This window comes from Joostella sp. (assembly GCF_048266025.1).
Classification (GTDB): domain Bacteria; phylum Bacteroidota; class Bacteroidia; order Flavobacteriales; family Flavobacteriaceae; genus Galbibacter; species Galbibacter atrarenae.
This window is the reverse complement of the sequence record NZ_JBLXAF010000001.1, coordinates 928,232-948,667: the sequence shown is the minus strand read 5'-3', so window position 1 is coordinate 948,667 and position 20,436 is coordinate 928,232. Positions and strand designations below refer to the sequence as shown.

At 34.2% G+C, this 20,436-nt stretch carries 18 protein-coding genes; 7 read left to right on the top strand and 11 right to left on the bottom strand.

All coding sequences use genetic code 11. From position 1 onward, the window contains the following. Positions 1–2: 2 nt before the first annotated feature. The 5 genes from ACN0TY_RS04035 to ACN0TY_RS04015 all read right to left on the bottom strand — a co-directional run bounded on the left by ACN0TY_RS04035 (position 3) and on the right by ACN0TY_RS04015 (position 5,923). Positions 3–1,004: a vWA domain-containing protein gene (locus tag ACN0TY_RS04035; protein ID WP_236957765.1), complete on the bottom strand. Its 1,002-nt coding sequence runs from the start codon at positions 1,002–1,004 to the stop codon at positions 3–5. Positions 1,005–1,006: 2 nt separating this feature from the next. Next, entirely contained in the window at positions 1,007–2,665 is a 1,659-nt protein-coding gene (locus ACN0TY_RS04030; RefSeq protein WP_417443454.1) for a BatD family protein, read from the bottom strand. A gap of 18 nt (positions 2,666–2,683) precedes the next feature. Then, a complete protein-coding gene (locus tag ACN0TY_RS04025) occupies positions 2,684–3,550 on the bottom strand; it encodes a DUF58 domain-containing protein (protein ID WP_236957763.1) in 867 nt (288 codons plus the stop codon). Positions 3,551–3,692: 142 nt separating this feature from the next. Next, on the bottom strand, positions 3,693–4,694 hold the full coding sequence (locus ACN0TY_RS04020) for an AAA family ATPase (RefSeq protein ID WP_236957762.1): 1,002 nt from the start codon (positions 4,692–4,694) through the stop codon (positions 3,693–3,695). A gap of 155 nt (positions 4,695–4,849) precedes the next feature. Next, positions 4,850–5,923: a DUF4382 domain-containing protein gene (locus tag ACN0TY_RS04015; RefSeq protein WP_417443453.1), complete on the bottom strand. Its 1,074-nt coding sequence runs from the start codon at positions 5,921–5,923 to the stop codon at positions 4,850–4,852. A 258-nt stretch (positions 5,924–6,181) separates the two neighbouring features. Here ACN0TY_RS04015 and ACN0TY_RS04010 point away from each other — a divergent pair, with 258 nt between their 5' ends. Beyond that, positions 6,182–6,940, top strand: coding sequence for an SDR family NAD(P)-dependent oxidoreductase (locus tag ACN0TY_RS04010; RefSeq protein WP_417443452.1), 759 nt, complete (start codon positions 6,182–6,184; stop codon positions 6,938–6,940). Positions 6,941–7,026: 86 nt separating this feature from the next. Further along, positions 7,027–8,163, top strand: coding sequence for an ATP-binding protein (locus tag ACN0TY_RS04005; protein ID WP_236957759.1), 1,137 nt, complete (start codon positions 7,027–7,029; stop codon positions 8,161–8,163). Position 8,164: 1 nt separating this feature from the next. Here the strand turns inward: ACN0TY_RS04005 and ACN0TY_RS04000 are convergent, their stop codons facing one another. Beyond that, on the bottom strand, positions 8,165–9,109 hold the full coding sequence (locus ACN0TY_RS04000; protein WP_417443451.1) for a carbohydrate kinase family protein: 945 nt from the start codon (positions 9,107–9,109) through the stop codon (positions 8,165–8,167). A gap of 51 nt (positions 9,110–9,160) precedes the next feature. On the opposite strand from ACN0TY_RS04000, the gene ACN0TY_RS03995 reads away from it, so the two are divergent. Beyond that, on the top strand, positions 9,161–9,892 hold the full coding sequence (locus tag ACN0TY_RS03995; RefSeq protein ID WP_417443450.1) for a metallophosphoesterase: 732 nt from the start codon (positions 9,161–9,163) through the stop codon (positions 9,890–9,892). 46 nt (positions 9,893–9,938) lie between these two features. Here the strand turns inward: ACN0TY_RS03995 and ACN0TY_RS03990 are convergent, their stop codons facing one another. Together ACN0TY_RS03990 and ACN0TY_RS03985 are read right to left on the bottom strand one after the other, a co-directional pair. After that, the gene (locus tag ACN0TY_RS03990; RefSeq protein ID WP_417443449.1) at positions 9,939–10,460 is read right to left on the bottom strand and encodes a hypothetical protein; all 522 of its coding nucleotides are present in this window, start codon (positions 10,458–10,460) and stop codon (positions 9,939–9,941) included. A gap of 4 nt (positions 10,461–10,464) precedes the next feature. After that, positions 10,465–11,385 carry an OmpA family protein gene (locus tag ACN0TY_RS03985; protein WP_417443448.1) on the bottom strand — a complete coding sequence of 307 codons (921 nt, stop codon included), beginning with the start codon at positions 11,383–11,385 and terminating at the stop codon, positions 10,465–10,467. Positions 11,386–11,827: 442 nt separating this feature from the next. Here ACN0TY_RS03985 and ACN0TY_RS03980 point away from each other — a divergent pair, with 442 nt between their 5' ends. Then, on the top strand, positions 11,828–12,817 hold the full coding sequence (locus ACN0TY_RS03980) for an acyl-ACP desaturase (RefSeq protein WP_417443447.1): 990 nt from the start codon (positions 11,828–11,830) through the stop codon (positions 12,815–12,817). 55 nt (positions 12,818–12,872) lie between these two features. Here ACN0TY_RS03980 and ACN0TY_RS03975 read toward each other — a convergent pair whose 3' ends face one another. Next, the gene (locus ACN0TY_RS03975; protein WP_417443446.1) at positions 12,873–14,426 is read right to left on the bottom strand and encodes an aldehyde dehydrogenase family protein; all 1,554 of its coding nucleotides are present in this window, start codon (positions 14,424–14,426) and stop codon (positions 12,873–12,875) included. A 229-nt stretch (positions 14,427–14,655) separates the two neighbouring features. Here ACN0TY_RS03975 and ACN0TY_RS03970 point away from each other — a divergent pair, with 229 nt between their 5' ends. Together ACN0TY_RS03970 and ACN0TY_RS03965 are read left to right on the top strand one after the other, a co-directional pair. Next, a complete protein-coding gene (locus ACN0TY_RS03970; RefSeq protein ID WP_417443445.1) occupies positions 14,656–16,995 on the top strand; it encodes a TonB-dependent receptor in 2,340 nt (779 codons plus the stop codon). A 12-nt stretch (positions 16,996–17,007) separates the two neighbouring features. Further along, complete coding sequence (locus ACN0TY_RS03965; protein WP_417443444.1) at positions 17,008–18,048, top strand: PepSY-associated TM helix domain-containing protein; 1,041 nt, start codon at positions 17,008–17,010, stop codon at positions 18,046–18,048. A gap of 32 nt (positions 18,049–18,080) precedes the next feature. On the opposite strand, the gene ACN0TY_RS03960 is transcribed toward ACN0TY_RS03965, so the two are convergent. Together ACN0TY_RS03960 and ACN0TY_RS03955 are read right to left on the bottom strand one after the other, a co-directional pair. Next, positions 18,081–18,623 (bottom strand): 3-hydroxyanthranilate 3,4-dioxygenase, encoded by a 543-nt coding sequence (locus ACN0TY_RS03960; protein ID WP_417443443.1) that lies wholly within the window; start codon positions 18,621–18,623, stop codon positions 18,081–18,083. 66 nt (positions 18,624–18,689) lie between these two features. Then, entirely contained in the window at positions 18,690–19,181 is a 492-nt protein-coding gene (locus ACN0TY_RS03955; RefSeq protein WP_417443442.1) for a CAP domain-containing protein, read from the bottom strand. 147 nt (positions 19,182–19,328) lie between these two features. On the opposite strand from ACN0TY_RS03955, the gene ACN0TY_RS03950 reads away from it, so the two are divergent. Beyond that, positions 19,329–20,396 (top strand): isoaspartyl peptidase/L-asparaginase family protein, encoded by a 1,068-nt coding sequence (locus tag ACN0TY_RS03950; RefSeq protein ID WP_417443441.1) that lies wholly within the window; start codon positions 19,329–19,331, stop codon positions 20,394–20,396. Positions 20,397–20,436: the final 40 nt, after the last annotated feature.

The window sequence follows — 20,436 nt, the reverse complement described above, 5'->3', positions numbered from 1 at the left end:
TCTTATACAAAACTTCTAAAAACAGTATACCTCAATAAATATTCCAATACTAATAAAGCACAAGCTAAAAGCGCGAACACTCTAAACTTTTCTTCGTAGTTGTAATATTTAAATTCTTCAATATCTGTTTTCTCTAATTTATTTATTTCATCATAAATCTCAGACAATTTCTCATTATCTGTAGCTCTAAAATATTTCCCTCCAGTTTTATCTGCAACATCTTTTAGTAAAGCTTCGTCTATTTCTACTTTACTCATTCCATATCTAAAACTTCCATCTGGATTATAACCAATTGGCGAAAGCGCCATACCATTGCTCCCTAACCCTATTGTATACGTTTTTATACCATATTCTATTGCTAAACCAGCTGCTGTTTGTGGCTCTATAAAACCAGAATTATTAACACCATCGGTCAGCAAGATAATTACTTTACTCTTGGCTTTACTATCTTTTAATCTATTTACAGAAGTAGCCAGTCCCATTCCGATAGCAGTACCATCTTCAAGCTGTCCGTATTTTATATCTTCTAAAGACCTCAGCACAATAGCCTTGTCGCTAGTAATAGGGGTTTTCGTAAAACTTTCTCCTGAATAAACCACCAATCCAATACGGTCGTTTACACGTTCTTTAATAAATTCTGCTGCTACTTTTTTCAGTGCACTTAATCTATTAGGCTTTAAATCGCGTGCCAACATACTTGAAGAAACATCTATTGCCATTACAATATCTATCCCTCTCGTTGTATTGGTTCTTGTAGAAATATCTTCTGTCTGTGGTCTTGCCATCGCAACAATTAAAGCTGCTATTGCCAGTAAACGCAATACAAAAAGTAAAGGCTTCAATTTTGCTAGCGTAGACGACTTCCCCTTAAATCCTTTAATACTAGATATTTTTAAGGAAGCTGTTTGCTTTTTACGTTTAAAAAAGTACCAAGCAATAGCTACTGGAAGTATCAAAAACAACCAGAAAAATTGTGGATTTGCAAATTGTATATTTTCAAACATAATTAGCTTTCCGTTTTAAAATCTATAGAGTTGGTTACTCTTTTAACAATATCTTCCGCGTAACTATCGCCATTCTCATATACCATAATTATCTGCTGGAAACCTCCATTTTCAACAAAACTAAGAATAACGTAAGCAGACTTCTTCATCTTCTTATCATCAGGGTTTTCTATTTCTAATGTTCCAAAAACCTTATTCCCTTTCTTTCCTGTTGGCGTTACTAAGTCTTCTTGTTTTACAATCATATTCTTAGCTCCAGCTGCCTCTACTTTTGCTAGCGCTGCATCTATCGCTTTCTTAGCATCGAAATCAGCTTCTTTTTTATAGGTAGAGATACTTGTCTGTATATAGAACTTACTTAGTAAATCTCCATAAGAAAACACCTGATAAGTATTAGTTCCTGCCGCTTCATCTGTTGTAATATCAGTCTCTCTCTTTAGAACAACCGGTGTTTCCACATAAATTGCTGGGTATCCATAAGAACTTCCTACCCACTGCTCTTCGAGTAAAGATTTTGTAGCGTTCCCGAAAACCGAATCCTTAACATTTTTAAAGCCATAAGTATACGTGAATATCCCTACAACAATTAACAACACTCCGATTCCAGCAGCAATAGCGTATCTTATTTGTTGCTTTTTCTTTTTCTGCTTGTAGGCCTCCATGTATTCTTCTTGCTCCATCAACTCCTCTTCTGTAGGCTCTGGAAGGGCTTCTTTAGTTTTTACAACAATATGCTCAATAGACTTTCTATCACGATCTATAATCGAACCTTCGGGAGTAGACTTTGCAAACTTTACTAAATCGGCAGTTTGAAGTACATTTTTAAACTGCTTTAACGTTTCATCATCAATTTTTAAATTCCCTGCATCACGAAGCATTTCCATTTTAAAAATCAACTCATCTGTTGTACTCTCCAATGCAGAAATATGTGCATCTTCTTCTAAATATGAACGTACAATATTCGTTAATTCTGAATAATACTCTTTGTATTCCGATTGGATAAGGTATTTAGATTCGTCTAATTTTTTTAATTCAGCAAGAGCACGATCATAAGGAGGCAATAATGCTATCTTTTCTTCTTCGGAAAGTGGTTTCTTTCTAAAAACAAACCAATAAAGTAAACCTCCAACAAGAGCAGCAATTACAATCCCAACAAGTAGCCAAATCCACCAATCTCCAAGAGGCTTGTCTACTTGTGCCAAACCTTTTATATCATACATTTTTTGCTTTAACGTATCTACAACAACGGTATTTACTTCTATTTGCAAAGAATCCGTAAAATAAGGCTTGTTGTTAATCATTATCTGTTGACGCGGTAGCGTATAACTCCCAGAATCAAACTGCGTTAATGCATATTTTTTTATTAAATTGAATTTATCTTGATTTATCAATGTATCCGTTGGTAAAGCTTCCACCACTTCTATAGGCATAAAAGTTTGCCCTTCAGGAAAAATTACCTGCGCAGTAGTATCTGCTTCCACTTCAACCTTAAAAAGTATCTGCTCCCCAATTTTTATTTCTGTAGAATCTACAGAAGATTTTATTGTTGGTGTAGATTGTGCTATGGTAAAATAGGAAACACAAAAGAATATAAGCAACAGCATGCCCGACTTCCCTCGAAGCGACATCTTAAACCTATTCTTAAAAATTAAATTTGTCATTCTTATGGTTAATTCTTTTTATCCTCTTCGTTTAAAATACCCTAATAATTTCTTCACATAACTTTCATCTACGCGACTACTTATTACCCCTGCCCCACTTTTAGTGAATACTGTTTGAAAATAATTCACATTGTCTTTATAATGTTGCGCATACTGATTACGAACACTTTTTGACTTTGTATTTACAAGCATCAGTTCTCCAGTTTCTGCATCTTCCATCTGCACGAAACCAATATTAGGAATAGCTTCTTCCTTTTCGTCATAGATTCTTATTCCTGTAATGTCATGCTTATTTGCAGCTATTTTAAGAGCATGTTCATAAGCATCAGACATAAAATCTGACAATACAAATGCGATTACCTTTTTCTTGCTTACGCTAGACATAAATTTAAGTGCACCATTTATATCTGTATTCTTATTTGACGGCTTAAACTCAATCAACTCACGAATAATTCGTAACACATGAAATCTTCCCTTTTTTGGCGGGATGTATAATTCTATCTGATCTGAAAATAATATTAACCCAATTTTATCGTTATTTTGCATAGCAGAAAATGCTAGCGTAGCCGATATTTCAGTAATAATATCTTTTTTGAATTGATTGGTTGTTCCAAATAGCTCCGATCCACTCACATCTACCATAAGCATCATGGTGAGTTCGCGTTCCTCTTCAAAAACTTTTATATAAGGTTCGTTATAACGCGCAGTAACATTCCAGTCGATATTCCTTACATCATCACCAAATTGGTAACTGCGGACTTCGCTAAATGTCATCCCACGCCCTTTAAATGTAGAATGATATTCCCCGCCAAAGATATGATCACTCAATCTACGGGTCTTTATCTCTATTTTTCTAACCTTTTTAAGTAGTTCTTTAGTATCCATTTTTTATTGAAAGTTTGTTTTATCGAATCCATGAGATCTCAATAAAATTTACTCATTAGCTGAGTTTAACACTTCGAAGTTTTATGTGTTTTAGAGTTTTCCAAAACAACCTTCTCCGTATCATAATTTTTTTTTCAATTATCTATGGTACTTCTATTTCGTTTACAATTTTATTAATTATTTCTTCTGAAGTAATATTCTCTGCTTCTGCCTCATATGTAATTCCTACTCTGTGGCGTAGCACATCATGGATTACAGCACGAACATCTTCTGGAATTACATATCCTCTTCTTTTTATAAACGCATAACATTTTGCAGCTACTGCCAAATTAATACTACCCCTTGGTGAAGCACCAAAACTAATAAGTGGCTTCAACTCTGCAAGGTTGTATTTCTCTGGATAACGTGTTGCAAAAATTATATCAAGGATATATTTCTCGATTTTTTCATCCATATAAACTTCTCTAACAGAAGCTTGAGCTCTAAGAATTTGCTCTATGGAAACTACTTTATTTACCTTATTGAATTCCCCTTTTAGATTCGCTCGGATAATAAGTTGCTCTTCATCTAATTTCGGGTATTTAATTACCGTTTTCAACATAAAACGGTCAACTTGTGCTTCTGGTAATGGATACGTCCCTTCTTGCTCCACAGGATTCTGTGTTGCCATTACTAAAAATGGCTTGTCAAGTGTAAAAGTTTCGTCTCCAATAGTAACTTGCTTTTCTTGCATGGCCTCCAAAAGAGCAGATTGCACTTTTGCTGGTGCACGGTTAATCTCATCTGCCAATACAAAATTTGCAAATATTGGACCTTTCTTAATCGAAAAGTCATTATCCTTCATATTGTAAATTAACGTACCTACAACATCGGCAGGTAAAAGGTCTGGGGTAAATTGCACTCTACTAAAGCTACCATCTACAGCTTTAGATAATGTATTAATAGCCAATGTCTTTGCCAACCCAGGAACACCTTCCAATAGAATATGACCTTGACCCAAAAGGCCAATCAACAATCTTTCTACCATATGCTTTTGACCAACGATAACCTTATTCATTTCTAAGGTTAGCACATCGATAAAAGCACTTTCTTTTTCAATTTTCTCGTTAATAGCATTAATATCCAACGTAGTATTTTGCTCCATTTATGTTAATTTTTTGAGGCATCAATATAACACCATCTATAATAGGACGCAAATTGAAAATTTATTTAGACTGTCGCTGTTAACAATAGGTTAAAAAATTAAGAGTAGCCTAAAGATTAGACTACTCTTAGTAGATTTTTATGTTTTTTTAACTATTACAAGCTTATTTCACCTAAAGCAGTTGCTTCTCCGTCCATAACTTCAACAGTTTCAATTTCTTTTACATCAAAAGCAGAACCTTCCGCAGGTGTTAAAGTTAAAACATAAGTCCCAGCAGGAACACCTTCTAATGTAAATACACCTTCAGCATTTGTATCAGCAGAAACTATTTCATCTTCAACTAAAATAGAAGCAGTAATAGTAACATCAGCATTAATTACAGTTCCAGAAATACTACCTCCAGAAATCTGTATTAATTCTACAGCACCAACATCGGCAACTGATCCGTTTTCTACCTCAACATCTTCAATAGTAGCATCAGCAAAACCTGAATCTTCATCTGGAGTAAGCATTACATCATATGTTCCAGCAGGCACACCATTTAATACAAAAAGTCCATCTTCGTTTGTGTAGGTCGTAATAGTATCTTGATCTGCAACTACCCAAGCCAACGTTTGGAAATCTACGGGAGAAACAGCCCCCATAATTCTTCCTGAATTTACTTCTGTACTCGCATTAATTACAGGCTTAAGAATAATATTATCAGAGTTTCCAGCATCTACGATAGATTTCTCCGCGTCAAAATCTAGCACTACTTCATATGTAAATCCACCTTCCATTTCGGCATCGTCCAACTTTATTTTTAATCCTGACTGCTCTGCACTTGGTGTTTTTAAAGGAAACTCTTCTCCTTCAATCACAACAGTATTATTGTCTCCTAAAACAAGTCTCATTTGTTTTACTTCTCCAGCAGGAATCTCTTCATCTACAAGCACAACATTTGCACCTCCAGTTAATTCTAATAAATCGTAAACACCAGCATTTACTTCTCCGATACTTTCCCATCCTCCTTCTTCGTCGTCGGTTCTGTTAATCATAACATCTTGGATATCGACATTTACCTTTTCGTAGTCACCAGGGGCATCTACTAATTTTACGGTTACTTTTGCCATATCTGAAGACGGCACTTCTGCACCATCATTATCGTCGTCACTACAACTAGCAGCTATAAATAGCATGGCAAAAGCCATTAATACAACTTGTGATAATCTCTTTAAATTTTTCATCATTGGGTTTGTTTGTTGTTAAATTTTAATCTCTAAAACCTCTTGCGCAATGTGGTCTTATTTTTATGTACGCCGCTTTAACAGCAGAAAGATGTTAACAAGTGTTAAGATTCGGAAATTGATTTATTGTATGAAACTTCAACTTTTTTTTGATTGAAAAAATTTACGTCAAACGATAGAATTTTAAAATCGATTTTTCTAAGCGTTTATATTATGATTACTTTTAATTTCTGAAAAGCACTACAACAAAAAGATAAACTCATGAAAAATAAAATTGCACTTATAACAGGAGCAACTAGCGGTATTGGAAACGCAACTGCAAAAGTATTTGCTAATCATGGTATTGATCTGATCATCTGCGGAAGAAGGAACGAACGATTAGAGAAGCTTAAAGAAGAACTTTCAGCTAAAGTAAAAGTACATACCTTAACATTTGATATTCGTAATAAAGAACTTGTTTTTGAAGCTATCGAAAATCTCCCTTCAGCATTTAAAGAAATTGACATTCTCATAAATAATGCAGGGAATGCGCATGGACTTTCTCCTATTGACAAAGGGGATATCTCCGATTGGGAAGCTATGATGGATATTAACGTTAAGGGACTCCTTTATATTTCTAAAGCTGTTATCCCTGGAATGATAGCACGTAAATCTGGACATATTATAAATATTGGATCTACTGCTGGAAAAGAAGTATATCCTGGCGGAAACGTCTATTGCGCAAGCAAACACGCCGTTGATGCTATTAATCAAGGTATGAGAATAGACCTTCATGCACATGGAATTCGTGTTGGAGCTATAAATCCTGGATTAGTAGAAACAGAGTTTAGTAAAGTTCGCTTTAAAGGGGATACAGATAAAGCAGCTACTGTTTATAAAGGTTTTGATCCTTTAAAACCTGAAGACATTGCAGATATAATCCATTTTACGGTTACTAGACCACCACATGTAAATATTGCTGACCTGATTGTAATGCCGACTGCGCAAGCTACAAGTACGATCGTAAATAAAAATCTATAGTTTATTAAAGGAAAAGAATGAATGTCTTTTCCTTTACATTTCTACTTTATATCTTTAAAGTCAAATAATTAAGGATATATTGCTGAATGATTAATAAACGCTTGCTAGTAAAAAATCTATTGGCTCATAACGACGAAAACAGTTTTTATGATAAGAAGCGATTTATAAATATTGGAGATAAAGAAGGGAAGGCAAAATTTATAAAACACATCTGCGCATTAGCAAATTCTAATCCTAATAACAATTCTTTTATTGTAATTGGCGTTGAAGATGAAGATAATAAAATTGTTGGCGTTGATTTTTTTGACGATAGCAAGATTCAGAATCTTGTAAATGCCTACATTGTAAATGCTCCTTTTGTTTCTTATGAAAATATATACTTCCCAAAACTCCCTGAAGGGAAGGTAGTCGGCTTAGTTACTATTCGCTCTTCAGGAAAACTAGCAGCTTTAAAAAAGAACATATGGAAATATTGGGGAGGAAGTGTTTTCTTTAGAGATGGAAGCATCAGCATGCCTAAAATTTTTGATATTGAAATAAAAGACACCAATTCTGCGATTGTTAATGAAATTGAGCAACATGCCAAAAATAATATCGAACTCACCTTAGATGGAGTTATCGATTTTATAAATAACAAACACCGAGATTTAGAATCTGACTATAAAGTTTTTAAAGAGCAGTTTGTAGTATGTTGGGCTGGAAAAATTAAAAAAATTGACAACAAGGTTTATTACTCTCGGGTTGATATCGAACTTATAAACGAGCAAGTAAAACTATTTTATTCTGCCTTAGATGAAGTCGAGATTAATTATAACGATCACTCTTTTTCTATTACTGAATATGTGAAATTGGGATTAAGCAATAATAAAAAATTCTATCCCCTAGAAAAAGTAGAAATCCTTTTTAACGATAATGGCTCTTACAAAATTAACAGTACACTAATTTTTGATCCTCCGCAGTACGACCGAAAAATGCTCTATCACATTTTCAATACCAATAACACCATTCTGGAAAAACTAAAAAAAGGACTCCCATTAAATAATCGTGATGAAAAAGACCTCAAAAACATCCCAGCAACACATCTTATTTGCTATTTGAATGGTTTTGGAGGCGCCAAACAGATGCTAGAAGATTACAGATGGTTTGTAAAAGAGCACAATAAAGATGTATATGCCTCCCTTAAAGAAGCATTGAGAATTTTAAGAAAAGTGGAGTATTCTTAAATCACACCCCAACTTGATCTGCCGTTGGCAATGCATTTATCGCACCGAATTTTGTGGTTGTTATCGCCCCCGCTTTATTGGCTATTGCTATCATTTTTTTAAGCTTCGAAAAATCATTTATTGTTTCTGAAATATTATCCTCTAATGAAAGTTGATATAAAAAACACCCTACAAAAGCATCTCCTGCTCCAGTAGTATCTACAGCGGTTACCGCAGTACTTTCTATAATAATATTTTCGTTTTCTGTACTTAAAAATGTTCCTTTACTCCCTAATGTAACAGCAATTAATTTTACTCCATATAAATGAAGTGCTTTACACGCATCCAATAAAGTTTCTTTTCCAGCAATTAACATAGCCTCCTCTTCACTAAACTTAGCGAAATCTGCCTTTTTTATATACGGAATGCATTTTTCAATAAAAACATCTGAATTTCCTTTCCATAGATCTGCTCTATAATTAGGGTCGAAGCTAATGAAAGCATTTTCTGAAATAGCATCTTCCAAATATTGATGGTATGCCGTTTCTAGCGAACCTCCCAAAAAACTGGTAGCCGCTCCGAAATGAACAATCTGATTTTTTAAGTCGCTTGCTAACTCCTCCTGATGGACCAATTCTTTATCCGCTCCTCTACTGAATACAAAATCACGCTCTCCATCTTCAGCAATTGAGACAAATGCTAATGTTGTAAATATATTAGACCGTTGAAGATTTGTTATTCCTACTCCATTTTCCTTAAGGGTTTCAGCTAGAAAATCTCCAAAAGCATCTTGACCTACGCAACCTACAAACTCACTTTTTCCCTCTAGCTTTGCTATTGCAGCAGCTACATTTGCTGGTGCTCCGCCTGCTTTCTTTACAAAACTACTCGCAATAGATAAATCTGCTCCTTGGTTTTCAGCAACAAAATCTATTAACAACTCTCCTACACAATAAACTTTTTTCATTCCCAAACTTATATCGTAATTTCACCATAAATATACTTTAAAAGTGACTTCATGACAAAAAGAACGCTTGTAATCGGTGATATTCATGGTGCATTTCGCGCTTTAGAACAAGTTTTATCCCTTGCTAATGTAACCGAAAATGATACGCTAATTTTCTTAGGTGATTATGTAGATGGTTGGAGTGAATCACCACAGGTAATAAATAAACTTATCTCATTACGAAGCTCTAATGAATGTATTTTTATAAAAGGAAATCATGATGCCTTATTTCTTGACTGGCTTATTACGCAAAAGGATAATGAGTTATGGTTATTCCATGGAGGCAAAGCAACGCTCGATGCTTATAATAAACTTAGTAAAACGGAGATAAACATTCATATCGATTTTTTTAAATCTCTAGAAAACCATTATTTAGATGATAAAAACCGTCTTTATATTCATGCAGGATTTACAAATTTACATGGTGTTGATAAAGAATATTTCCCTGAAATGATGTACTGGGACAGAACTCTTTGGGAAATGCTTTTGGCAATGGACAAAACGTTAACTGAAGACAGCCCTTATTACCCAAAGCGATTAAAACATTACAAAGAAATTTACATCGGACATACGCCTACCATAAGAATCGGGGAAACTACACCAGTAAATATCGATCGTGTTTGGAATATGGATACTGGAGCTGCATATAAAAGTCCGCTTACGATAATGGATGTGGACACAAAAGAATATTGGCAAAGTGACAATGTAAACGAATTGTATCCTGATGAAAACGGAAGAAATTAAAAAACCCTCTTTAAAAGAGGGCTTCTGTATGCTTAACAGGTAAACTTTATTTACCTCCTTTTAACTCGCCTTGCCACTTATGGAGCTCGGTCCACTTACCTTCATAAGCTAATTTTGCTTGCTCTGGCCAGGTTCCAGGTTTATGAATTTCGTATGCTTTTCCTCCAGATTGTAAAACTTCTGTACATTTTTGCACACTACATTCTGATAAGTCTTTCCATGTTTTAATTCCTTTTGAATGAAAAAGCAGCTCTATTTTAGGGCCTATTCCCTCCACAATTTTAAGATCGTCTTGTTTTATTTTTTTCCCGAATGCAGCTTTAGCTAATGTAGCGTCAAAAGGAAGTAAAGTAGCAGAAGTATTTGGAGATTCTGTAGCTGCTATCGGCTCCGAGGGTTTTAGAGCTAATTTCGATCTACATTCGCTTAAATCTGCCTCTAATTTATCATACTTCTTTTGCCAAGCTCCTATTTCATCAGTATTATTCGAAGATGACTTACCTAATAAATAACCTAAAATAGCACAAATAACACCTACTATTATCGGAATAATTAAACACCAGTTCATATATTTAAATTTTGGATGATTCTTTTTTTATGGTAATTACTGTACGGCGATTTTTAGCGCGCCCTTCAATTGTACTATTATTAGCTACGGGGTCTTCTTCTCCTTTAGAAAGAGTTTCAATACTTCCCGCAGGAATTCCATTTCTCACTAAATATGCTTTAATAAACTCCGCCCTTTCTTTCCCTAAAGTTATATTATTAGCCGTATCACCGGTATTATCCGTATAACCAATAATATGCACAGAAATATTATCAACCTTATCTAGCGCCTTCACTATGTTCATATATTTAGCTTTCTGATCTTTATACAACTTTATTGTACTCTCTCCAGTTTCAAAATATAACACAATAGGATTCTTAATAATATCTGCCACAATAGCTTCCGCATCTTCAAAATCTGAATCACTCGAAATCACAAAAGACACAGGACCGATATAAATACTATCACTATCTTGAATTACCAAATCTGGCTTTAAATCTCCAGAAGTATTTATCTTTTTTGAAGATACTCCTTGCGCTATTAAATGATTTTTAATAGCATTTGCTCTTGCCATTCCTAAGTTTGGAAAAGCAGAATTGTTTTTTTCAGAAATTGAATAAAAACCATTTATGTTTATAAACTTACCGTTATTCTGATTGATATAATCTTTTAATTCATCAACACCTTTATCCACACCTTCTCCCAAAGGCCTTAATATTACGAAGTCAGATTTATTAAAGTTATAGTTGTCATTTGTAGTATAATTAAAATCTCCCGTACTATCTTTTATAACCATCGGATTTACTAATGGAGTAGATTCTTTTGGCGATACAATTTCTTGATTTTTATCAGAAGTGACATTTACCGCCTCACAGCATAAAATCCAATTAAAAAATGAACCTACTATAATGGTCAGAATAATACCAACTAAATATGTTGATTTCATATATATGGGTTTGATTTATAATTTCTTACACTCAAATTTAAACAAAATCTTAAATGATTACTCGAAATATATAAAAAACTTTAAATCAATTAGTTATCATAACATTAAAAAAACATAATGTACATTTTTATTTCGTATCTTTAAGTTACCCTCAAAAGAACTTTAATAGTTCTATTTTGTAACCTATATTAGCCAACTTATATTATTATCCTGAATTGTTATTTAGAGACCTTGCGTTAATGGAGATGGAAATATTTAAAAAGCCTGTTGGAGGTAATTTAAAATAAACAAGGAATCGCTAAAAGTATCATTTAATTATACTTAATTAGGTGTAAAATCGTGAAACAGACCCTATAATAAGGGAAAATACTATAAATATCTTAAAGTGTTCGTATTTAATTTATAGAAATACGATATTTACCAACATAAAAACCAGAACAACATGTCACTACATAATATTAGACTTGAAGTAATGAGAACCATCGAGAAGAGAGTAGACTCTTTTCTTGAACAATATCTTATTCCTGCTGAAAAAATATGGCAGCCTACAGATTTTCTTCCGGACTCTCAAAGTGAAAACTTCTTTGAAGACGTAAAAAAAATTAGAGGAGAGGCGCAAGAATTAGGATACGACTTCTGGGTAGTACTCGTTGGAGATACTATTACTGAAGAAGCATTACCAACATACGAATCTTGGTTAATGGATGTAGAAGGTGTAGACCAGCAATCTAGAAATGGATGGTCTAAATGGGTTCGCCACTGGACTGCAGAAGAAAACAGACACGGAGATGTGTTGAACAAATACCTATATCTTTCTGGACGTGTAAACATGAAGGAAATTGAAGTTACAACACAACATATGATTGCCGATGGTTTTGATATCGGTACAGGAAGAGACCCATATAAAAATTTTGTATACACTTCTTTCCAAGAGTTAGCAACCAATATTTCTCACAAGAGAGTTGGACAACTAGCTAAAAAGAAAGGAAATCCGATGCTAGCAAAAATGTGTAATATTATTGCTGGGGATGAAATGAGACACCATTTAGCATACCGAGAATTTGTAAAAACGATTTTTGAATATGATGCCAGTGAAATGATGATTGCTTTTGCTGATATGATGAAGAAAAAGATCGTAATGCCTGCACAATTTGTAAGAGAATCTGGGGACCACATCGGAAGTGCCTTCGAGAACTTCTCGAATGCAGCGCAACGCTTAGGTGTTTACACTACTTTTGATTACATTAATATTCTTGAAAGATTGAACCAATATTGGGAAATCGATAAGATTAGAGAATTAAATGATAAAGGAGAGAAAGCTAGAGATTATTTAGTTGCTCTTCCTGATAGATTAAAACGTATTTCTGAAAGGATGGCTACTCCTCAAGACCCACATATTTTTAAATGGGTTGAGGCAAATGGAGTTTTATAAAACAAAAAAGCGGAGTTGTTAATTCAACTCCGCTTTTTTTTATATTATTCCCTAACTACAAATCAAATTTTATTCCTTGTGCTAAAGGAAGTTCTGTAGTGTAATTAATAGTATTTGTTTGGCGTCTCATGTAAACTTTCCAAGCATCCGATCCACTTTCGCGACCTCCACCTGTTTCTTTTTCTCCACCAAAAGCACCTCCAATCTCGGCACCACTAGTTCCAATATTTACATTCGCTATCCCACAATCCGATCCTTGATAAGATAAAAAGTGTTCTGCTTCTCTTAAATTATTAGTCATAACTGCAGAAGACAATCCTTGCACTACACCGTTTTGAAGCTCGATAGCATCCTCTATACTTCCTTTATACTTCATTAAATAAAGAATAGGAGCAAATGTTTCATGCTGAACTATTTTATAATCGTTTTTAGCTTCTGCAATGGCTGGTTTTACATAACATCCACTTTCATAACCTTTGCCTTCAAGCACTCCTCCTTCAACTAAAATAGTACCTCCTTCTTTTTTAACTTCATCCAAAGCAGTTAAATAATTATTCACAGCATCTTTATCGATAAGTGGCCCAACATGATTATTTTCATCCAAAGGATCTCCAATTCTTAATTGCTTATACGCTTCCACCAATGCATTCTTAACTTTATCATACATGTCTTCATGCACGATTAGTCTTCTCGTAGAAGTACAACGTTGCCCACAAGTACCAACAGCTCCAAATACAGCTCCAATAACCGTCATCTTAACATCAGCATCTGGCGTAACTATAATAGCATTATTCCCCCCTAATTCCAGTAAAGATTTCCCTAAACGAGCAGCAACAGCTTGCGCTACAATTTTCCCCATTCGGATGGATCCTGTTGCAGAAACCAATGGAATTCTTTTATCATTTGTAAGCAACTCTCCTACTTTATAATCACCTGTAATTAAACAAGAGATTCCTTCTGGCAGATTGTTCGCTTTGATAACATTACCGATTAATTTCTGACAAGCAACAGAGGTTAATGGTGTTTTTTCTGAAGGTTTCCATACGCAAACATCTCCACAAACCCATGCCAAGGCAGTATTCCAAGCCCAAACGGCAACAGGGAAATTAAACGCAGAGATAATCCCAACAATTCCCAAAGGATGGTATTGTTCGTACATTCTATGCCCTGGACGTTCAGAATGCATGGTAAGACCATGTAACTGGCGTGATAATCCTACTGCGAAATCGCAGATATCTATCATTTCTTGAACTTCTCCTAAACCTTCTTGGTAGGATTTCCCCATTTCATAAGAAACCAATTTTCCTAAAGCATTTTTATGCGTTCGTAATTCTAGACCAAATTGACGCACTATTTCTCCACGCTGAGGCGCAGTTACTTTTCGCCACTCTTTAAATGCTCCTTCCGCCGTTTTAATTACTTTTTCATAATCTTCAGCAGTCGTTTGCTTTACTTTCCCTATTACAGCTCCATCAACAGGAGAAGTAGAAATTAACTCTTCGCCAGAAGTAAACCATTCGTTTCCTGTAGAAGTTCCTAAACTATTGGACTCTACTCCTAACTCTTTTAATGCTTCAGATATTTTAGATTCCTTTATGTTGTTTGTCATATTTATAACTTTTTAACTTCATTTTGTTTCAATAATCACGAAAATACAAATTCTTTATGTAAAGATGTAATCAGCAGCATAAAATAAAGCTATTAATAGTAGAACTCTTAATCAGTACAGTTCATTGTTATTTTAGAAAATATTAAGAATTAACACTGATATTTTTTGGATAAGAATAAAATGACTGTACATTTGCGCTTATTTTAAAAGAATCTAAATAAGAATAAGAATGAAATATTTCGCATTTTTACTGTTTTTCATCAGTTCAATAACTATATATGGACAAGATGGAAGTATCCGAGGAAAGGTAACCGATAACACCAATGAACCGATTCCTTATATTTCAGTTACGATAAAAGAAAATAATAAGGGTACCACTACTACAAACAACGGTACTTATGAAATAAGCAATATTGAGAATGGTTCTTATACTGTTAGATTCTCTGCAATTGGTTTTTCTACAATCACTAAAAAAGTAGACATAAAAAACAATACTTCTATAGAACTAAATGTTGTTTTAGAAGAGTCTATGGAGCAACTAAATGAAGTTGTTATTACCTCTAACAGAACAAGAGAAACATTGGACGAAGTAACATCTTCTGTTTCTGTTTTAACCTCTAAACAAGTAGAAAACTTAGCACAAACTAGTAATTCTGTTGCTGATGTACTTACCGAAGTCCCAGGAATGTCTCTAAGTTCAAATCAAACAAGTAGCACAGGACAAACGCTAAGAGGTAGAAGAATGTTGGTGCTTATTGATGGAATTCCGCAATCTACACCATTAAGAGCAGGAGGAAGAGATGTAAATACTATTGATCCGAGCACTTTAGAGCGTGTAGAGGTTATAAAAGGAGCTACTGCTATTTATGGAAATGGTGCCGATGGTGGTATTGTAAACTACATTACTAAAAAGCCACATGCCACAAAGAAAATGGAAAGCACAACCTATATTGGTGCTGAAGGTGCTTTAGTAGATATTGATAATACGGTTGGTGCTAAAGTTACTCAGACTTTTAACGGTCAGATTAATAAACTAGGATATGTTGCTAGCGGAAGTTTTAGACAAACAGGAGTTTATAAAGATGCAAATGGTGAGGTTATCTCTCCTTTCTATGGATTGGGTGAAACAAGTCAATATAGCTTATTTGGTAAATTAAATTATCAGATTACCGAAAAGCAAAGGGTTGAATTAATGTACAATTACTTCAGCAGCAATCAAGATACAGACTACATTCCGCAAGTAGGAGTTTATGGTGAAACACCTACTATTGGAGTGCTTGGTGAAGATCTAGGTGAAGACCAAGGAAATAGATACAACCATAACGCTCAACTAACATACGATTATGATGAGATTTTTGGTAAAACAGATTTCAGATTAAATCTATACATGCAAGATTTTAAAACGGTATACGGATATACAGATAGTTTTTACGATCCTAACTTAGGATATGATGGCGGACAGTCTTCTATATTATCATCAAAAAAAGGAGCGCGTTTTAATTTAAATACTTCGTATACTTTTGGAGAGGTAACGGGTAATATTCTTTATGGTGTAGATGTTTTAAATGACAGAACATCTCAAGAATTAGTTGATGGCCGTGAGTGGGTTCCAGAAATGGATATGACAAACTTTGCTCCTTATGCGCAGTTAAAAACAATCTATAAGAATTTTGTTTTAAAGGCAGGAGTAAGATTCGAAAATATAAATATTGATATTCCAGACTACACAACACTTACAAGATATAATGTTGGTGAAACTACTCCAAACAGCGGTGGCGTAGATATTACTGGCGGAGAGTTAGATTATAATGCAACTACTTTTAATGCAGGGTTACGTTACAACAAATGGAGCGTATTTAAGCCTTTTATTAGTTTTTCACAAAGTTTTTCTATTGCTGATTTAGGGAGAACGCTACGTTCTGCAACGGAAAATACTGTAAGCGAAATTAATTCTGAAGCAGTGATTGCAAATAATTACGAAATAGGTTTTAATACACATTTAGGAAGAGCAACAAGCATTAGCGGAGCATACTTTATAAGCACATCAGACTTAGGATCTACGTATAGCGAAACAGAAAGTGGTGCTTTCGAGATTCTACGTCAGCCAGAAAAAGTATATGGATTTGAGCTCTCATTAGACACTGAAATAGCTAGAAATGTAAACTTTGGAACTTCTGTTTCTTATACGGAAGGAAAAATAGATAGCCAAGATAGTGGCGATTACGACACTTATATGGGAGGAGATAGAATTCCACCAGTAAAAATTGTCTCTTATGTATCTTACAAATGGAACAATAGATTTGATGCTCGTTTAGCTTATATTTACAGCGGTGACAGAGATCGTTTCGAACCAAGTTACTCTTACGGACAAGGACCAGTTGATAGTTTTGGGGTATTAAACCTTACCACCAATTATGACTTAACTGAAAACACAAAATTGGGATTAGGTATTAAAAACTTACTGAATGAAGATTATTACAATCTAATTTCTCAATGGAACGCAAGAGATTCTAATTACATAAAAGCTAACGGAACACAATTTAATGTATCGCTAACTATAAACTTATAGTAGGGTAACTATATGAACAACAGAGTCCTTTTAAAATACCATTCATACTTTGGTATCATTGCAGGTATCATTCTATTTGCTTTGGGTATTACGGGCTCTGTGTTAGTTTTTACAGATGATATTGACCTTCTTATTTTTGAAAAATATGAGGTTAAAAGTGAAAGTGAAGCACTTCAACTAGATAAGGCTATTAGTGAAGTTCAGAGAGAATTTCCTGAATGGAGCACAAGGATTATTAAGTTTGAAAAAGGAAAAACCATTCTTTTTAACTTAAGAAGGCCTGAAGCAAGAAAATATGCTTTTGTAGATCCCGTTACCGGAAAGATTACAAATGTTATCAGTGCTACGAGCCATTTTACAAAATGGATTCTTAAGTTTCATTATTCCCTCCACGCAGGAATAACTGGACGAATTCTAATTTTTATTGCAGGAATAGCTTTTTTCTTATCTCTTATTACTGGGATAATCCTATATCGAAAAGTAATCATAAAAACGCTTCTTTTTAAAATTAAAGTAAAGAGTAATAACAAACGTAATTACTATTCGGCATTACACCGTTATGTAGGAGTTTGGTCTTTATTATTAAATTTAGTGATTGTATTTACAGGGGTATTTCTTGCGTATAAAGTGGTAACCTCTGGACTTAAAAAAGCTGTTGAGCCTACACCTCCAACAGTAGAAACTTCTATGGAGGCAGCGTTAAACAACATAAAAAAAGAGCATCCAGATTTTACTCCAACGTATCTTAGACTACCAAGCTCTAACCAAGGGAGTATTACTGTAAATGGTATCTTTAAGGGTGATTCTTTTTACCTTAGCGAATACTACAATAAGATTTCTGTTGACTATAAAACAGGTGAATTAATTGGTATAAATAAAATTGAAGAAGCAGATTTCTCAACTAAATTTAATAGCAGTATCCTTCCCCTCCACTATGGACAGTACGGAGGAATCTTCAGCAAAGTTTTATATTGCTTAATAGGGCTCTCTGGCCCGTTTCTTTCTATTACAGGTTATTTTATATGGCTTAAAAGAAAAAAACTGATTACTTAATGAATTAAGGTTTATACTTCTGAATTTCACTCCTAATCATCATTAGAAACATAACGCTCATCAACTGGCATTACAGTGCCACAGTTATCACATGTTCGCAATTCTTTACTACTATAAAAATGTTTAAAATGTTTTAGAAAGTCTTTTTCAATATCATTTAAAGGAAAACGAACTTCGTACAGCTTATTATTACAATTATCACAAAACCATAATAATCCATCTTCAATATCAAGCTTATCGCGTTTGCGTTCTACAACCAATCCAATCGAGCCTTCTTTTCTAACAGGACTATGAGGAACTCCTGCAGGATGCAAGTACATATCTCCAGGACCAAGCTCCATGATTTTCTTCTCCCCATCATCTTGAACATGAACTTCAATTGTACCCTCTAATTGGTAAAAAAGTTCTTCGGTTTGATTGTAATGATAATCTTTACGAGCATTAGGCCCCGCCACAACCATTACGATATAATCATCCGATTCTTTATAAAGATTTTTATTCCCAACAGGAGGTTTTAAGAGATCTCTATTCTCTTCTAACCATTTATTTAAATTGAAAGGTTTTATAATTGCCATTGTTCTTATAATTGAAGTATAAAAGTAAACAACTTAAAGAAAAAAGCAGGAAATCTAATCAATTATTTAATCTGATCCTTGATAGAAAATCTGGGTATAATAAAGGACACCTTCACTATTTTGAGCTACAGAAACGGCTGTATGAGAATAAGAACCTACTAAGTTTATATAATGTCCTTCACTCAAAACCCATCCTTCAACAACGTCTTTTGCTGTAGCATATCCTTTGGCAACATTTTCGGCCACCTTTATAGCATTTGTAGATTTAGAAAGTAAGGATGCTCTTTCATCAAAAGAATCATGATTTAAACTCCCAGTACGAATCATATAATGAGTTTGTGCTTCCGCATACTGGTATGCGTCCTCACTATAAGCAAGCGCATTTAACCCTTTACTTACTCTAAACTTATTAACTTCTTGAATTACTTGTTGCTCTAAACCTTCATTTACAACAATTGTTAATTCTTCTTGTTGCATTTCATCTTCTATATTGTCATTCCCACAGGAAACAATAGATAAAAACAACATCAAACTCAAAAAATAAAGATAACTTTTCATCTGGCAAATTGTATTAAACAATTATGTGTCAGAAATGGGACACCATGAAAAGTCCTTTTTTAAAAAAAGAAAAAGGCGACAAGTTGGGAAAGAGATGGGAAAAAAGTAATTTAGTAACTACTAATCAGTTAAATATAATCATTATTTATGAAACATCTGAATTTTCTGCTGCTATTTGTAGTTATTTTCTTCTCATGCGAAAACAAAAACACTACAAATACTCCAGATCAACCTACTACTGATAAAGAAAATAATACTGAAAATAACTTCGGAATTATTATTCACGGAGGAGCAGGAACCATCTTAAAAAAGAATATGAGTGATTCGCTCGAAGCTGCCTACAAAGCTAAATTAGAAGAAGCTATAAAAACAGGATATGCAATTCTTGAAAAAGGTGGAAGTAGCTTAGATGCGATTGAAAAAACAATAAATGTAATGGAAAACTCTCCTCTTTTTAATGCTGGAAAAGGAGCTGTATTTACCAATGAAGGAAAAAATGAACTAGATGCCTCCATTATGGACGGTAAAACACTAAATGCTGGAGCTGTGGCTGGTGTAACTACAGTTAAAAACCCAATTAATTTAGCGAGAGCTGTAATGGAAAAGTCGGAGCATGTTATGTTTGCAAGAGAAGGTGCAGAACAATTTGCAGAAGAGCAAGGTCTAGAAATTGTAGACCCTTCTTACTTTTATACTGACAAAAGAATGAACTCTTTAAAAAGAGCTCAGAAAAGAGAGCAAGTAGAGCTGGATCATGATGATAAAACTGTATTCTATGATCCCTTTATTAAGGATGATAAATTTGGAACTGTAGGCTGTGCTGCTTTAGATAAAAATGGAAATTTAGCAGCTGGAACATCTACAGGAGGAATGACAAACAAACGCTGGGGGCGTGTTGGGGACGCTCCAATTATAGGGGCAGGAACGTATGCTAACAATAAAACTTGCGCTGTATCATCAACAGGTTGGGGAGAATATTTTATTCGTGGTGTAGTTGCTTATGATATTTCTGCAATGATGGAATATGGCGGTAAATCTCTTGCAGAGGCTGCTAAAATAGTAATCCAACAAAAGGTTCCAGAAATGGGTGGCGATGGTGGTATTATTGCAATAGACCATAATGGGAATATGGCTATGGAATTTAATACAGCTGGAATGTATAGAGCTTCTATTGATAAAAACGGAAAACTAGAAATTGCTATTTATGGCGAATAGCTCCATTTATATTTCAATACCTTTTTAAAATAATAAAATC

Excerpts from the sequence above, each read along its gene's own strand:
- ACN0TY_RS04005 (WP_236957759.1), top strand. The coding sequence starts at position 7,027 with ATGATTAATAAACGCTTGCTAGTAAAAAATCTATTGGCTCATAACGAC.
- ACN0TY_RS03990 (WP_417443449.1), bottom strand. The coding sequence starts at position 10,460 with ATGAACTGGTGTTTAATTATTCCGATAATAGTAGGTGTTATTTGTGCT.
- ACN0TY_RS04000 (WP_417443451.1), bottom strand. The coding sequence starts at position 9,109 with ATGAAAAAAGTTTATTGTGTAGGAGAGTTGTTAATAGATTTTGTTGCT.
- ACN0TY_RS03980 (WP_417443447.1), top strand. The coding sequence starts at position 11,828 with ATGTCACTACATAATATTAGACTTGAAGTAATGAGAACCATCGAGAAG.
- ACN0TY_RS03975 (WP_417443446.1), bottom strand. The coding sequence starts at position 14,426 with ATGACAAACAACATAAAGGAATCTAAAATATCTGAAGCATTAAAAGAG.
- ACN0TY_RS03960 (WP_417443443.1), bottom strand. The coding sequence starts at position 18,623 with ATGGCAATTATAAAACCTTTCAATTTAAATAAATGGTTAGAAGAGAAT.
- ACN0TY_RS03970 (WP_417443445.1), top strand. The coding sequence starts at position 14,656 with ATGAAATATTTCGCATTTTTACTGTTTTTCATCAGTTCAATAACTATA.
- ACN0TY_RS03995 (WP_417443450.1), top strand. The coding sequence starts at position 9,161 with ATGACAAAAAGAACGCTTGTAATCGGTGATATTCATGGTGCATTTCGC.
- ACN0TY_RS04020 (WP_236957762.1), bottom strand. The coding sequence starts at position 4,694 with ATGGAGCAAAATACTACGTTGGATATTAATGCTATTAACGAGAAAATT.
- ACN0TY_RS03950 (WP_417443441.1), top strand. The coding sequence starts at position 19,329 with ATGAAACATCTGAATTTTCTGCTGCTATTTGTAGTTATTTTCTTCTCA.
- ACN0TY_RS03985 (WP_417443448.1), bottom strand. The coding sequence starts at position 11,385 with ATGAAATCAACATATTTAGTTGGTATTATTCTGACCATTATAGTAGGT.
- ACN0TY_RS03955 (WP_417443442.1), bottom strand. The coding sequence starts at position 19,181 with ATGAAAAGTTATCTTTATTTTTTGAGTTTGATGTTGTTTTTATCTATT.
- ACN0TY_RS04035 (WP_236957765.1), bottom strand. The coding sequence starts at position 1,004 with ATGTTTGAAAATATACAATTTGCAAATCCACAATTTTTCTGGTTGTTT.
- ACN0TY_RS04030 (WP_417443454.1), bottom strand. The coding sequence starts at position 2,665 with ATGACAAATTTAATTTTTAAGAATAGGTTTAAGATGTCGCTTCGAGGG.
- ACN0TY_RS03965 (WP_417443444.1), top strand. The coding sequence starts at position 17,008 with ATGAACAACAGAGTCCTTTTAAAATACCATTCATACTTTGGTATCATT.
- ACN0TY_RS04015 (WP_417443453.1), bottom strand. The coding sequence starts at position 5,923 with ATGATGAAAAATTTAAAGAGATTATCACAAGTTGTATTAATGGCTTTT.
- ACN0TY_RS04025 (WP_236957763.1), bottom strand. The coding sequence starts at position 3,550 with ATGGATACTAAAGAACTACTTAAAAAGGTTAGAAAAATAGAGATAAAG.
- ACN0TY_RS04010 (WP_417443452.1), top strand. The coding sequence starts at position 6,182 with ATGAAAAATAAAATTGCACTTATAACAGGAGCAACTAGCGGTATTGGA.